Annotated in this window: 12 protein-coding genes; all 12 read left to right on the forward strand. The window is 72.1% G+C overall.

Going from position 1 to position 13,033, the window contains the following annotated elements; translation table 11 throughout:
- The first annotated feature begins 4 nt into the window (after window positions 1–4).
- Genes DXZ73_RS04535 through rfbC form a run of 12 tightly spaced genes read left to right on the forward strand, consistent with a single transcriptional unit; the run spans window position 5 to window position 13,028 of the window.
- Window positions 5–1,525, forward strand: a complete 1,521-nt coding sequence (locus tag DXZ73_RS04535) for a right-handed parallel beta-helix repeat-containing protein (RefSeq protein WP_116209730.1) — start codon at window positions 5–7, stop codon at window positions 1,523–1,525.
- Between the two features lies 1 nt (window position 1,526).
- Window positions 1,527–2,759 (forward strand): O-antigen ligase domain-containing protein, encoded by a 1,233-nt coding sequence (locus tag DXZ73_RS04540; protein WP_116209731.1) that lies wholly within the window; start codon window positions 1,527–1,529, stop codon window positions 2,757–2,759.
- A gap of 2 nt (window positions 2,760–2,761) precedes the next feature.
- The gene (locus DXZ73_RS04545) at window positions 2,762–4,036 is read left to right on the forward strand and encodes a glycosyltransferase (RefSeq protein ID WP_116215409.1); all 1,275 of its coding nucleotides are present in this window, start codon (window positions 2,762–2,764) and stop codon (window positions 4,034–4,036) included.
- Window positions 4,033–5,268, forward strand: coding sequence for a class I SAM-dependent methyltransferase (locus DXZ73_RS04550; RefSeq protein ID WP_116209732.1), 1,236 nt, complete (start codon window positions 4,033–4,035; stop codon window positions 5,266–5,268). Before DXZ73_RS04545 ends, DXZ73_RS04550 begins: the two co-directional genes overlap by 4 nt.
- Window positions 5,265–6,059, forward strand: coding sequence for a glucose-1-phosphate cytidylyltransferase (locus DXZ73_RS04555; RefSeq protein ID WP_116209733.1), 795 nt, complete (start codon window positions 5,265–5,267; stop codon window positions 6,057–6,059). The genes DXZ73_RS04550 and DXZ73_RS04555 overlap by 4 nt, the downstream gene beginning before the upstream one ends.
- Window positions 6,056–6,703 (forward strand): PIG-L deacetylase family protein, encoded by a 648-nt coding sequence (locus DXZ73_RS04560; RefSeq protein ID WP_116209734.1) that lies wholly within the window; start codon window positions 6,056–6,058, stop codon window positions 6,701–6,703. The genes DXZ73_RS04555 and DXZ73_RS04560 overlap by 4 nt, the downstream gene beginning before the upstream one ends.
- A gap of 3 nt (window positions 6,704–6,706) precedes the next feature.
- Window positions 6,707–7,732: an NAD-dependent epimerase/dehydratase family protein gene (locus DXZ73_RS04565; RefSeq protein WP_116209735.1), complete on the forward strand. Its 1,026-nt coding sequence runs from the start codon at window positions 6,707–6,709 to the stop codon at window positions 7,730–7,732.
- Entirely contained in the window at window positions 7,729–9,003 is a 1,275-nt protein-coding gene (locus DXZ73_RS04570; protein WP_205519101.1) for a DUF4910 domain-containing protein, read from the forward strand. The genes DXZ73_RS04565 and DXZ73_RS04570 overlap by 4 nt, the downstream gene beginning before the upstream one ends.
- Before the next feature lie 5 nt (window positions 9,004–9,008).
- A complete protein-coding gene (locus DXZ73_RS04575; RefSeq protein ID WP_116209737.1) occupies window positions 9,009–10,313 on the forward strand; it encodes a hypothetical protein in 1,305 nt (434 codons plus the stop codon).
- Entirely contained in the window at window positions 10,310–11,257 is a 948-nt protein-coding gene (locus DXZ73_RS04580; protein WP_116209738.1) for a glycosyltransferase family 2 protein, read from the forward strand. The genes DXZ73_RS04575 and DXZ73_RS04580 overlap by 4 nt, the downstream gene beginning before the upstream one ends.
- Window positions 11,254–12,480, forward strand: a complete 1,227-nt coding sequence (locus DXZ73_RS04585; RefSeq protein ID WP_116209739.1) for a polysaccharide pyruvyl transferase family protein — start codon at window positions 11,254–11,256, stop codon at window positions 12,478–12,480. Before DXZ73_RS04580 ends, DXZ73_RS04585 begins: the two co-directional genes overlap by 4 nt.
- Window positions 12,477–13,028: a dTDP-4-dehydrorhamnose 3,5-epimerase gene (rfbC, locus tag DXZ73_RS04590; protein ID WP_116209740.1), complete on the forward strand. Its 552-nt coding sequence runs from the start codon at window positions 12,477–12,479 to the stop codon at window positions 13,026–13,028. The genes DXZ73_RS04585 and rfbC overlap by 4 nt, the downstream gene beginning before the upstream one ends.
- Window positions 13,029–13,033: the final 5 nt, after the last annotated feature.

The raw sequence follows: 13,033 nt of genomic DNA on the forward strand, positions 1-13,033 counted from the left end.
ACGTGTGGGGATCAAGTGGCGGAACTGGGCGTTGCTGGCGGCGCCGGCCCTGCTGGCGACCGGCTGTGCGAGCACATCGGGCGCCCCGACGGAGCCGACCGCTGCGCCGTCCACGTCCGCGGCCCGATCCGTGGCCCGGGTGTGCGCCAAGCCCGCCGACGGGCCGGCAAAGGCGCCGGCGGGCGCGGTGACGGTCGACCCCGCGGTGGTCGGTGACCTGGCCGCGAAGACCAAGAGCAGCCCCCCGAACACCACGTTCTGGCTTCGACCGGGCACGCACGGCCTCGAATCAGACCGGTACGCCCAGGTCATCCCCAAGGAGGGGGACAGTTACCTCGGCGCGCCGGGCGCGGTGCTCGACGGCCGGAAGACCAACCAGTACGCGTTCGGCGGTACCGCCCGCGACGTCTCCATCCGCTACCTGACCGTGCAGGGGTTCGTCGCGCCGCAGAACGAGGGCGTGGTCAACCATGACTCGGCCGACGGGTGGGTGATCGAGCACGCGACGATCCAGAACAACTCCGGCGCCGGGCTGATGGCCGGTGCCCGCCAGCAGGTCCGCGCCAGCTGCCTGCGCGGCAACGGACAGTACGGAATGAACGCATACAAGACCGGCGATCCCATCAGCGGCCTGGTGGTCGAGGGCAACGAGATCGTGGCCAACAACACCGAGGACTGGGAGCGGCGGCAGCCGGGCTGCGGCTGCACCGGAGGCGTCAAGTTCTGGGCCGTCAACGGCGCCGACGTACGCGGCAACTGGGTGCACGACAACCGCGGAACCGGGTTGTGGGCGGACACCAACAACAACGACTTCCGCATCGAGGACAACGTGCTCGAGGCCAACGACGGTGCCGCGCTGATCTACGAGACCAGCTACAACGCGGTCATCCGGAACAACGCGATCCTGCGGAACAACTGGGTCGAGGGCCGGAAGTACGCCGACCGCGGCGACAACTTCCCGTTCGCGACCGTCTACCTGTCCGAGTCCGGCGGCGAACCACGGATCCGAGCCCGCACGGACAAGATCGAGATCGACCGGAACGTGCTGGAGAACAACTGGTCCGGAATCACCCTGTGGGAAAACGCCGACCGGTTCTGCAACAGCCCGGCCAACACCTCGTCCGGCGACTGCACATTGCTGGTGCGGCACTCCGACCGCTGCGCGCGGCCGACGATCGCCACCGCACCGCTCTACGCCGACTGCCGGTGGAAGACCCAGCGGGTGGACATCCACGACAACCGCTTCGTGCTGGACAAGTCCATCGTCAAGTGCACGGCGAAGTGCGACCGAATGGCGGTGCTGGCCAACTACGGCACCTATCCGAACTGGTCGCCTTACCAGGGCGAAAGGGTGGCCGAGGCGATCACCCTCAAGCAGAACAACCGCTGGCACGACAACGTCTACCTCGGACCATGGGAATTCGTCGCCCACGACCCGAGCCGGGTCCTCGACTCCGGGCAGTGGCAGGGCACGCCGTACCAGCAGGACGCGGGCAGCACCTTCCGCGCACGGGACGGTGGTTGAGATGGGCGAGGACCACACGTCGAAGGCCGTCGGTACGGTCTGGGGGCTGCTGATCCTCAACACGCTCGGCTCCGCCGGGGCGAAGACCATCATCCCGCTGCCCCGCTCCCTCATCCAGCTGGTCACCATGGGCGCGCTGGTCGCCGCGTTCGCGCTGGCGCTCGCACTCAATCTCCGGCTGCGCATCCGGGCCGGCGCCTTCCTGTTCCTGCTCACCCTGCTGCTGGTGTCGAGCGTGATCTCCAGTGCGCACCTGGAGTCCGGGTTCGGCGCGCTGTTCCGGTGCGCCCGGCTGGCTCTCTTCGTCGGCACGCTGTGGCTGCTCAGCCGCTGGTGGGACGGCAGCGAGACGCTCGTCCGGCACCACATCCGGATGTACTTCGCGGTGCTCGCGTCGGTGGCCGCCGGCTTGCTCATCTCACCGGGCGCGGCCATGCCCGATCTCTACGGCGGGCGGCTGGTCGGCGCGTTGTGGCCGCTCACCCCGCCGCAGATCGGACAGTACGCCGCGGTGATCATCGGGCTCACCGTGCTGCTCGTACTGGGCCACCGGACCACCAGGGCCGGCGCGGCGGTGGTCATCGTGCCGTCACTCGTCCTGCTCGCGCTGACCCACACCCGGACGGCCACGCTCGGCCTGTTCATCGGGTTGGCGTTGGCGATCGGCTCGCTCGTCCTGACCAGCGCCGCCGCCCGCCGGTTCTTCGGCTGGGCGGTGCTGTGCGCCGCCGTGGCCGCGGTGGCGTTGAGCTCCGTGCTGCAGGCGTGGTTCCTGCGCGGACAGAGCCAGGAGAACTTCTCCAACCTCACCGGTCGGGCCAAGGTCTGGGACGCCCTGCTGGCAGCGCCCCGGACGACCTCGGAGAAGTTGTTCGGCGTGGGCCTGGGCGACAAGTCGTTCGGCGGGCTGCCGATCGACAACAGCTGGCTGGCCGTTTACCACGAGCAGGGTCTGACCGGCATCGCCCTGGTGGCGGCGGTCATCATCGTGCTGGGCGGCGTCGCGTTGCTGCGGCCACCGTCGCTGTCGAGGGCCTGCGCGATCTTCCTGATCAGCTACTGCGCGATCGCGTCGTACACCGAGGCCGGGCTGGGCGACGCCTCGCCGTATCTGCTGCATCTGACGGTGGCCGCCTCGCTGCTGGCGGCACCTGCCGCGGCCACTCCCCCGCCGACGCCCGAAGTCCCTCAACGACGCGTACCACGATGGGCCCGAAGATCGGAGGTGACCTGAGCATGCACATCCTCGTGGTGCACAACCGCTACTCCTCGGCACAGCCGAGCGGGGAGAACAAGGTCGTCGACCAGGAGGTGGAGCTGCTGCGCGAGGGCGGCCACCGGGTCGAGGTGTTCGAGCGGCGCAGCGACGACATCGCCGCCCGGTCCCTGCTGGGCAAGGCCGCGGTGCCGCTGCTGGTGCCGTGGAACCCGGCGGTCCGCGCGGAGCTCGCCGCCCGGCTCCGCACCGAGCGGCCGGACGTGGTCCACGTCCACAACGTCTTCCCGCTCCTGTCGCCCGCGGTGCTGGCCGCCTGCGCCGACGCCGGCGTGCCCGCCGTCGCCACGCTGCACAACTACACCCAGGTCTGCCCGCCCGGCACGCTGCAGCGGGACGGCCGGCCGTGCACCGAGTGCGTCGGGGCGACGCCGCTGCCCGCCGTCCGGCACGGCTGCTACCGGGGCTCCCGGCTGGCGACGGTGCCGCTCGCGGTCAGCCTGTCGGTCAACCGGCGGCGGTGGTGGTCCGGCGTGGAGCGGTTCTTCTGCATCTCCGCGGCGCAGCGCGACGTCCTGGTGCGGGCCGGCATGCCGCCCGAGCGGCTGGCGGTGAAGCACAACTTCGTGCCCGAACCGGGCGTCCGCCGAGCGGGCGCCGGCGAGCATCTGCTCTATCTCGGCCGGCTCGCGGAGGCCAAGGGCGTGCGGCTGCTCATGGCCGCGTGGGACGAGATCGCGGCGAGCGGCGGTGTGGGTGTGCCGCTCGTGGTCGCCGGCGCGGGGCCGCTGGAGCCAGAGGTGACCGCCTGGGCGGCGGGCCGGGACGACGTGCGGTACGTCGGCCTGTACGACGCGGCCCAGTGCCGGCAGGCCATCGCGCGGTCGGTCGCCGTGGTGGCTCCCTCGACGTGGCTGGAGGCGTTCGGCCTGGTGGTCGTGGAGGCGATGGCGGCGGGGGTCCCGGCCGTCGCCGCCGGTCACGGCGCCTTCGTCGAACTCGTCGAGGACGGGGTGACCGGGCTGCTGCACCGGCCGGGCGAGGCGGCCTCGCTCGCGGCCCGCATACGCCGGATCGCGGCCGGGCCGGCCCGCAACCAAGAGATGGGCCAGGCGGCCCGGCGCCGTTACGAGCAGGGGTTCAGCCCGGCCGTCGGGCTGGAGCGCCTGGTGGAGGGGTACCGCACCGCGATCGCGGTGCGGTCCGGCGGCGGGGACAGCCCGCCGCCGGTAGGGAACACAAACGCCGGCTCGCGGCGGGGCACCCGCGCGAGCAGGGATGGGGGCAGTAGATGACACGATGCAGACTCTGCGGCTCGGCGGCGCTGGCGAGCGTCGTCGATCTGGGGGCGACCCCGCCGTGCGAGAGCTTTCTCGCCGCGGACCAACTGGACCAGCCGGAGCCCGCGTACCCGCTGCACCTGCGGGTCTGCACCGACTGCTGGCTCGCGCAGATCCCTCCGCTGATCACGCCGGAGGAGACGTTCACGCAGTACGCGTACTTCTCCTCCTACTCGACCTCCTGGGTGGAGCACGCGCGCACGTTCGTCGCCGATGCCGTACAGCGGGTGGGTCTCGGCCCCGACGCCTTCGTGGTCGAGGTCGCGAGCAACGACGGGTACCTGCTCAGGCACGTGGTGGACCGCGGGATCCGCTGCCTCGGCATCGAGCCGTCGGTGAACGTCGGTGCCGCGGCGCGGGACGCGGGTGTGCCCACGCTCACGGAGTTCCTGGCCCCGGCCACCGGCTCGGCCGTCCGCGCCGAGCACGGCCCGGCGGACCTGGTCGTGGCCAACAACGTGTACGCGCACATCCCCGACGTGGTCGGGTTCACCCAGGGGCTGCGCGCCCTGGTCGCCGACGACGGCTGGGTCTCCATCGAGGTGCAGCACCTGCTGACCCTGATCGAGGAGAACCAGTACGACACGATCTACCACGAGCACTTCCAGTACTACACGGTCGCGTCCGCGATCCGGGCGCTGGCGAGTGGCGGACTCGCGCTCGTGGACGTCGAGTTGCTGCCCACGCACGGCGGCTCCATCCGGCTGTGGGCCCGGCCGGCCGAGGTGGCCGGCGAGCCGACCCGGCGGGTGGCCGACGTGCTCGCCCGGGAGAAGGCCGCCGGGCTGCAGGAGCTGTCCGGGTACACCGAGTTCTCCGCCCGGGTGGCCAAGGTGCGCCGGGATCTCCTGCGGTTCCTCGTCGAGGCGGCCGAGCGCGGCGAGACGGTCGTCGGCTACGGCGCCCCGGGCAAGGGCAACACCCTGCTCAACCACTGCGGCATCCGGCCCGACCTGCTCCCGTACACGGTCGACCGCAACCCCTACAAACACGGCAGGTTCACCCCGGGCACCCGCATCCCGATCCTGCCGCCCGAGCAGATAGCCGCCGACCGACCGGACTACGTCCTCGTCCTCCCGTGGAACCTGCGGGCCGAGCTGGTCGAGCAGTTGTCCTTCGTGCACGACTGGGGCGGCCGGCTGGTCTTTCCCATCCCGGAACTGAGCATTGTCGAGGTCGAGCGATGAAGGTCGTCCTGTTCTGCGGCGGTTACGGGATGCGGATGCGCAGCGGCGCCTCCGACGACGTGCCCAAACCGATGGCGATGGTCGGCCCGCGGCCGCTGATCTGGCACGTCATGCGCTATTACGCGCACTTCGGGCACACGGAGTTCATCCTGTGCCTCGGTTACGGGGCCCACCACATCAAGAACTTCTTCCTCAACTACGAAGAGACGACGTCCAACGACTTCGTGCTGCGGGGCGGGCAGACCGAGCTGCTGTCCACCGACATCGCCGACTGGACGATCACGTTCGCGCAGACCGGCATCGAGTCACCGATCGGGGAGCGGCTGCGCCGGGTGCGGCACCACCTGGACGGCGACGAGATGTTCCTCGCCAACTACGCCGACGTGCTCACCGACGCCCCGCTGCCGGAGATGATCGACCGGTTCGCCCGGCGCGACGCCGGTGCGTCGATGATGGTGGTGCCGCCGCAGTCCTCGTTCCACTGCGTGGACCTGGGCGAGGACGGTCTGGTGGGGGGCATCACGGCGGTGAGCGACATGCCGCTGTGGGAGAACGGCGGCTACTTCGTGCTCCGCCAGGAGGTCTTCGACCACATCCCGGAGAACGGGGACCTGGTCGCCGACGGATGTGCCCAACTGGCCAAGCACGGCCGGCTGGTGGCGCATCAGCACCGCGGCTTCTGGAAGCCGACCGACACCGTGAAGGAGCGGGCCGCGCTCGACGAGGCCTACGCCCGGGGAGACCGCCCGTGGGCCGTGTGGGAACGGGACACTGTGGGAGTGCGGGCGTGATCCGGCTCGGGGCCGGGCCCCTGGAACGGATCGCCGCAGTGGGCGCGCACTGCGACGACATCGCCATCGGCGCAGGCGGCACGCTGCTGACGCTGTGTCACGCGCGGCCGGGTATCCGTATCGACGCGCTGGTGCTCTCCGGCGGTGGCAGCGAGCGGGAGCAGGAGGAGCGGGCCGCGCTCGCCGCCTTCTGCCCGGGCGCCGAACTGCGGCTGACCGTGCTCAAGCTGCCGGACGGCCGGTTGCCCGCGCACTGGGAGGAGGCCAAGGCCGCGGTCGAGGAGCTGCGTCTGCAGACCGAGCCGGATCTGATGCTGGCGCCGCGTACCGAGGACGCGCACCAGGACCACCGGGGCCTCGCGGAGCTGGTGACCACCGCATTCCGTGACCACCTCGTGCTCGGCTACGAGATCGTCAAGTGGGACGGCGATCTCGGCCGTCCGGCGGCGTACCAGCCGCTGTCGCCGGAGATCGCCGAACAGAAGGTGCGGCTGCTGCAGGAGCACTACCCCTCGCAGCGGCACCGGCCCTGGTACGACCGGGAGGCCTTCCTCGGTCTCGCACGAATCCGCGGCATCGAATGCCACGCGCGCTACGCCGAGGCGTTCGCCGCCACCAAACTCACTCTCAACCTGGGGGGTTGAACCTTGCGCGTACTACTGACCGGACACCAGGGATACCTGGGCACCGTGATGGCCCCGGTCCTCGCGGCCGCCGGGCACGAGGTCGTCGGGCTGGACTCCGGCCTGTTCGCCGACTGTCTGCTGGGCCCGTCGCCCGCGGACCCGCCGGGGCATCGGGTGGACCTGCGCGACGTCACGGCCGACCACGTGGCCGGGGTGGACGCCGTGATCCACCTGGCCGCGCTGTCCAACGACCCGCTGGGATCGCTGGCGCCGGACCTCACCTACGACATCAACCACCACGCCTCCGTGCGGCTGGCCCGGCTGGCCCGCGACGCCGGAGTGCGACGCTTCCTGTACGCGTCGACCTGCTCCGTCTACGGCGCCGCCGGCGGTGGCGACCTGGTGACCGAGGACGCCCCGCTGCGCCCGGTGACGCCGTACGCGGAGTCCAAGGTGCGGGTGGAGGACGACCTGCACGCGCTCGCCGACGGCGACTTCGGCCCGGTGTTCATGCGCAACGCCACCGCCTTCGGCTACTCGCCCCGGCTGCGCGCCGACATCGTGCTGAACAACCTGGTGGGCCACGCACTCCTGTCCGGCGAGGTGCTGGTGCTCTCCGACGGCACCCCCTGGCGCCCGCTGGTGCACGCCGCCGACATCGCACGGGCCTTCGCGGCCGCGCTCACCGCACCGCGGGAAGCGGTGCACGACCGGGCGTTCAACATCGGCAGCGAGATCAACAACGTCACGGTCGCCGAGATCGCAGAGCAGGTCGCCGAGGCGGTGTCCGGCGCGCGGGTGGTGATCACCGGGGAGACCGGTGCCGATCCACGGTCGTACCGGGTGGACTTCTCCCGGTTCCGCGCCGCCATCCCCGGCTTCGACTGCGAGTGGACGGTGAAGCAGGGCGCGCTCGAACTCGCCGACGCCTACCGGAAGTTCGGGCTGACCCGGGAGGACTTCGAGCGACGCTTCACCCGCCTTGCCGTGCTGCGCGCGGCGTCCGACGCCGGCACCGTCGACGACACCCTGCGGTGGCGCCGATGACCTCGGCCGGCGAACAGATGCACGCGCTGGTGGAGCGGCTGTACCCGCTGTGCCGGAGCATCACCGGTGACGGTGTGCGCGCCACCCTGGAGATCGTCGACGAGTACGTTCCGCTGCAGGTGCACGAGGTGCCGACCGGGACTCAGGTGCTCGACTGGACGGTGCCGCAGGAGTGGAACATCCGGGACGCGTACATCGCCGACACCGCCGGCAACCGCGTCGTCGACTTCGCCGCGTCCAGCCTGCACGTGCTCGGCTACAGCGTGCCGGTGTCGGCGACCATGCCATTGGCCGAGCTGCGCGGACACCTGCACACCCTCCCCGACCACCCGGGCTGGGTGCCGTACCGCACCAGCTACTACACGCCGGAATGGGGGTTCTGCCTGGCCCAGGAGACCTTGGACGCGCTGCCGGACGGCGACTACGAGGTGCGCATCGACTCCACACTCGCGGACGGCCACCTCACCTACGCCGAACACGTGGTCCCCGGGCAGGTTCCCGACGAGGTGATCGTCTCCTGCCACGTCTGCCACCCGTCGCTGGCCAACGACAACCTGGCAGGCATCGCGGTGGCGACGTTCCTGGCCCGGGCGCTTGCGGAGGAGACGCCCTGGTACACCTACCGGTTCCTGTTCGCGCCCGGCACCATCGGGGCGATCACCTGGCTGGCCCGCAACGCGGAGCGGATCGAGCAGGTAAAGCACGGGCTGGTGCTGGCCTGCGCCGGCGACCCGGGCCGGCTGACGTACAAGCAGAGCAGGCGCGGCGACGCGGAGATCGACCGGGTGATGCGGCATGTGCTGCTCGCATCCGAACGCCCGCACCGCGTCGCCGAGTTCACTCCGTACGGCTATGACGAGCGGCAGTTCTGCTCGCCCGGGTTCGACCTCGGCGTGGGCTCGCTCAGCCGGACCCCGTACGCCGGGTATCCCGAGTACCACACCTCGGCGGACAACCTGGACTTCGTCTCCCCGGAGGCGATGGCGGACACGCTCGCCGTCTGCCGCGAGGCATTCGCCGTGCTGGACCGCAACCGGCGGTACGTCAACCTCAGTCCCTACGGCGAACCGCAGCTGGGCCGACGGGGGTTGTACGACTCGCTCGGCGGCCGCAGCGACGCGAAGCAGGCCCAGATGGCCATGCTCTGGGTGCTCAGTCTCTCCGACGGCGAGCACAGTCTGCTGGACGTCGCCGAGCGGTCCGGGCTGCCGTTCGACACCGTCGCCGTCGCAGCCGACGCCCTGCACGGCGCCGGGCTGATCAAGGCATGACGCCGATGACCACCGAGGGGGCGACGGCACCGGCGGACCCACCCGGAGAGGCCCGGCGGACCGCCAAGCGGGGTGCCGTCGGACGGCTGTCCTGGGGGCTGGCCGACCAGGCGGTCTCCAGCATGATCAACTTCGCGGTGGGCATCTACGTCGCCCGCGAGCTGGGGGTGCACGCGTTCGGCGTGTTCAGCCTGGCCTGGCTGACCTACGGCGTCGTGCTCAACGTCGCCCGCGGGCTGGCCACCGACCCGCTCGTGGTGCGCTTCAGCGGCGTGCCGGAGGCGACCTGGCGCGCGGCGGCGGCCCGGTCGTCGGGCGCCGCGCTCGCCGTCGGCGCCACCCTCGGCGCGGTCTGCCTGCTGATCGGCCTCGGCCTCGGCGGCGACGTGGGGCCCGCGTTCGCCTGCCTCGGCGTCGCCCTGCCGGCGCTGCTGCTCCAGGACTCCCGGCGGTTCGCGTTCTTCGCCGCCGGCGCCGGGCGGAAGGCGTTCGCCAACGACCTCGTGCAGGGCGTCGCACTCGTCCCGGCCATGGTGGTGGCGGCCAGGGTGGGCACCGTGGCCGCGTTCCTGCTGGCCTGGGGCGCCGCCGCCGCGGTGGCCGCCGGGTACGGCTTCCTCCAGTCCGGCATCCGGCCCCGGGTGACCCAGGCCCGCGGGTGGCTCCGCGAGCAGCGCGACCTCGGTTCCCGGTACCTGGTCGAGAACGTCAGCCTCAGCGGCGCCGGCCAGCTGCGGGCGTACGGGCTCGGCGCGATCGCCGGGGTCGGCGCGGTGGGTGCGGTGCGGGGCGCGGAGCTCCTGCTCGGCCCGTTCCTCGCTCTGCTGATGGGGCTGTCGCTGGTCACCGTGGCGGAGGCGGCACGGGTGCTGAGGCAGTCACCGCAACGGCTCGGCCGGTTCTGTCTCCTGCTGGGCGGCGGGCAGGCCGCCGCCGCACTGCTGTGGGGCTCGGCGCTGCTGCTGATGCCGGACCGGGCCGGCGAGTTCGTCCTCGGCGACGTCTGGCACTCCGCCTCGCGGCTCATCCTGCCCGCCACGCTCGGCGTCGCGGGCGCCGGCCTGGGCAGCGGCGCGGCGGCCGGGCTGCGCGCGCTCGCCGCGGCCCGGCGCAGCCTGCGCTGCCAGTTGTTCGCCTCCGCCTGCTACCTCGGCGGCGGGATCGGCGGTGCGGCCGCCGCCGGCACGGTCGGCTCGGCCTGGGGCGTCGCCGCCGCGACCGCCTGCGGCTCGGCCGTGTGGTGGCTGCAACTGCGGTCCGCCCTGCGCGAGCGCGACCACCACCCCATTCCCGAAGTGAGGACCTCATGACCACCCGACCCAGGCTGAGCATCGGCCTGCCCGTCTACAACGGCGAGGAGTATCTGGCCGAATCGCTCGACGCCCTGCTCGGCCAGACCTACGAGGACTTCGAGCTGGTCGTCTCCGACAACGCCTCGACCGACGGGACCCGGGGCATCTGCCGCCGGTACGCCGCGCGGGACTCGCGCGTCCGGTACCTCCGGCTGCCCCGGAACATCGGCGCCGCGCCGAACCACAACTACGTGTTCACCGAGTGCCGCGGCGAGCTGTTCAAGTGGGCCTCGCACGACGACCTGTACGCCCGGGACCTGTTACGGCGCTGTGTGGAGGCGCTGGACGAGCGGCCGGACGTGATCCTCGCGCACTCCGGCCAGGCGGTCATCGACGGCGACGGCCAGGTCAAGGTCCCGTACGAGTACGGGCTGGCCACCGACTCGCCGTACGCGCCGGAGCGCTTCCGCAGCCTGCTGTTCGAGCCCGGCGGCGACGACTTCTACGGGGTGATGCGGGCCGACGTGCTGCGCCGGGTGAAGCCGCACGACAGCTACCACCACGCGGACCGCACGTTCGTCGCCGAGATCACCCTGCACGGGCCCTTCCACCAGGTGCCGGAGCTGCTGTACTTCCGCCGCGACCACCCCACTCGCGCCGAGCGGGCGAACCCTTCCAAACGCTCCCGGTGCGTCAACCTGGACCCGCGCCGGGCAGGCCCGCTGCACCCGACGCCCCGGCTGCTCGCCGAGTACGTCTGGGGCTTCGCCTCGGCGATCCGGCGGGCGCCGTTGTCCCCGGCCGACCGGCGCGCGTGCCACCGCCACCTGGGCGCATGGATGGCCAGCCGGGTCCGGCCGGGCGCCGGCGAGCGGGTCGAGGACCGCGCCCCCGTCGACCCGGGCCGACTCACCGTCTCCGTCGACGCCCTCGTCGCCGGACGTGGGGAGAGGCGGGCATGACGTCCGCGGACGAGACCCCGGTGCGCGTCGGGGTGTTCGGCCTGCTCGGCTCCGGCAACCTCGGCAACGACGGGTCGCTCGAGGCCGTGCTCGGCTACCTCCGCGCCGAGCACCCGGAGGCGGTCGTGGACGCGCTGTGCGGCGGACCCGAGGTCGTCGCGGCCCGGTACGGAATCCCCGCGACGCGGCTGCACTGGTACCGCGGGGAGTACCGGACCGCGTCGCGTGCGGGCGCGATCGCGGCGAAGGGTCTGGGCAAACTCGTCGACGCCGCCCGCACCACCGCCTGGGTGCGCCGGCACGACGTGGTGATCGTGCCGGGCATGGGCGTCCTGGAGGCCACGCTGCCGCTGCGGCCGTGGGGCTTCCCGTACGCGCTGTTCCTGCTCTGCGCGACCGGCCGGCTGTTCGGCACCCGGGTCGCGCTGGTCGGCGTGGGCGCCGCCGCGATCGGCAACCGGCCGGCCCGGGCCCTGGTGCGCTGGTCGGCGCGGCTGGCCACCTACCGCTCCTACCGGGACACCCTGTCCCGCGACGCGATGCGGGCGATGGGCGTGGACACCGCGCGCGACGAGGTCTACCCGGACCTCGCGTTCGCCCTGCCGACGCCGCCGCCTGATCCCTCGGGCCAGGTCTGCGTCGGCGTCATGGACTTCCACGGCGGCGACGACGACCGCGCCCGCGCCGAGGAGATCCACCGGCGCTACCTCGACGGGACGACCCGCTTCGTCCGCGCGCTGGTCGAGGACGGCAGGCCGGTCCGGCTGGTCACCGGCGACGAGTGCGATGCGCCAGTGGTCGCCGCGATCCTCGACGCGGTGGACTCGCCGCTGGTCACCGCCGCCGAAGCGGCCTCGCTGGCCGACCTGATGAAGGAGATGGCGGCTGCCGACACCGTGGTGGCGACCCGCTACCACAACCTGATCTGCGCGCTGAAGGTCGGCACGCCCACGCTCGCACTCAGCTATGCGGCGAAGAGCGACGCGCTCATGGATCGGATGGGGCTTGCCGCGTACTGCCATCCGGCCCGCGAGGTCGACGCCGACCGGCTGCTCGAGCAGTTCCGGGCACTGGAGCAGCGATCGGCGGAGCTGCGGCGGACCCTCACCGAGCGGAACGTGATCGCCGCCCGGCAACTGGAGCACCAGTTCAGCGCCTTGACCGCGGCCCTGTTCCCGGCGGCCGACCACGCCCATGCCCACGCCCTGCGGGAGGCTCCATGAAAGCGACCGAAGTCCCGGCGATCGCCGGCGCGTACCTGTTCGAGCCGACGCCGTACGCCGACGAGCGCGGCTTCTTCTGCCGCACCTTCGACGCCGACGTGGTCCGCTCGGTGGGCCTCGACCCGGACACCTTCATCCAGGACAGCGTGTCCCGCTCGGCCCGGGGCGTGCTGCGCGGCCTGCACCTGCGCTCCGGTGCCGGCGAGGCCAAGCTGGTGCGGTGCTCGTACGGGAGGATCTTCGACGTCGTCGTGGACCTGCGGACGGACTCGCCGACCTACCGCAACCCGGCCTTCTTCGAGCTGTCCGGCGAGACGCAGGTGACCCTGTACATCCCCGCGGGGTGCGCGCACGGCTTCCAGGCGCTGACCGAAATCGCCGACACCTCGTACCGGATCGACCGCCCGCACGATCCGGCCGAGGACGTGACGATCGCCTTCGACGACCCGGAACTCGCCATTCCCTGGCCGCTGCCGGTCACATCGATGTCCCAGCGGGACCGGGAGGCGCCGAGCCTCGCCGAGGCCCTGAAGCAAAAGGAGAGGTGAGGTCG

It is taken from the genome of Streptoverticillium olivoreticuli subsp. olivoreticuli (genome assembly GCF_003391135.1).
Classification (GTDB): Bacteria; Actinomycetota; Actinomycetes; order Streptomycetales; family Streptomycetaceae; genus Streptomyces; species Streptomyces blastmyceticus.

Excerpts from the sequence above, each read along its gene's own strand:
- DXZ73_RS04550 (WP_116209732.1), top strand. The coding sequence starts at position 4,033 with ATGACACGATGCAGACTCTGCGGCTCGGCGGCGCTGGCGAGCGTCGTC.
- DXZ73_RS04575 (WP_116209737.1), top strand. The coding sequence starts at position 9,009 with ATGACCACCGAGGGGGCGACGGCACCGGCGGACCCACCCGGAGAGGCC.
- DXZ73_RS04580 (WP_116209738.1), top strand. The coding sequence starts at position 10,310 with ATGACCACCCGACCCAGGCTGAGCATCGGCCTGCCCGTCTACAACGGC.
- DXZ73_RS04570 (WP_205519101.1), top strand. The coding sequence starts at position 7,729 with ATGACCTCGGCCGGCGAACAGATGCACGCGCTGGTGGAGCGGCTGTAC.
- DXZ73_RS04585 (WP_116209739.1), top strand. The coding sequence starts at position 11,254 with ATGACGTCCGCGGACGAGACCCCGGTGCGCGTCGGGGTGTTCGGCCTG.
- DXZ73_RS04555 (WP_116209733.1), top strand. The coding sequence starts at position 5,265 with ATGAAGGTCGTCCTGTTCTGCGGCGGTTACGGGATGCGGATGCGCAGC.
- DXZ73_RS04540 (WP_116209731.1), top strand. The coding sequence starts at position 1,527 with ATGGGCGAGGACCACACGTCGAAGGCCGTCGGTACGGTCTGGGGGCTG.
- rfbC (WP_116209740.1), top strand. The coding sequence starts at position 12,477 with ATGAAAGCGACCGAAGTCCCGGCGATCGCCGGCGCGTACCTGTTCGAG.
- DXZ73_RS04545 (WP_116215409.1), top strand. The coding sequence starts at position 2,762 with ATGCACATCCTCGTGGTGCACAACCGCTACTCCTCGGCACAGCCGAGC.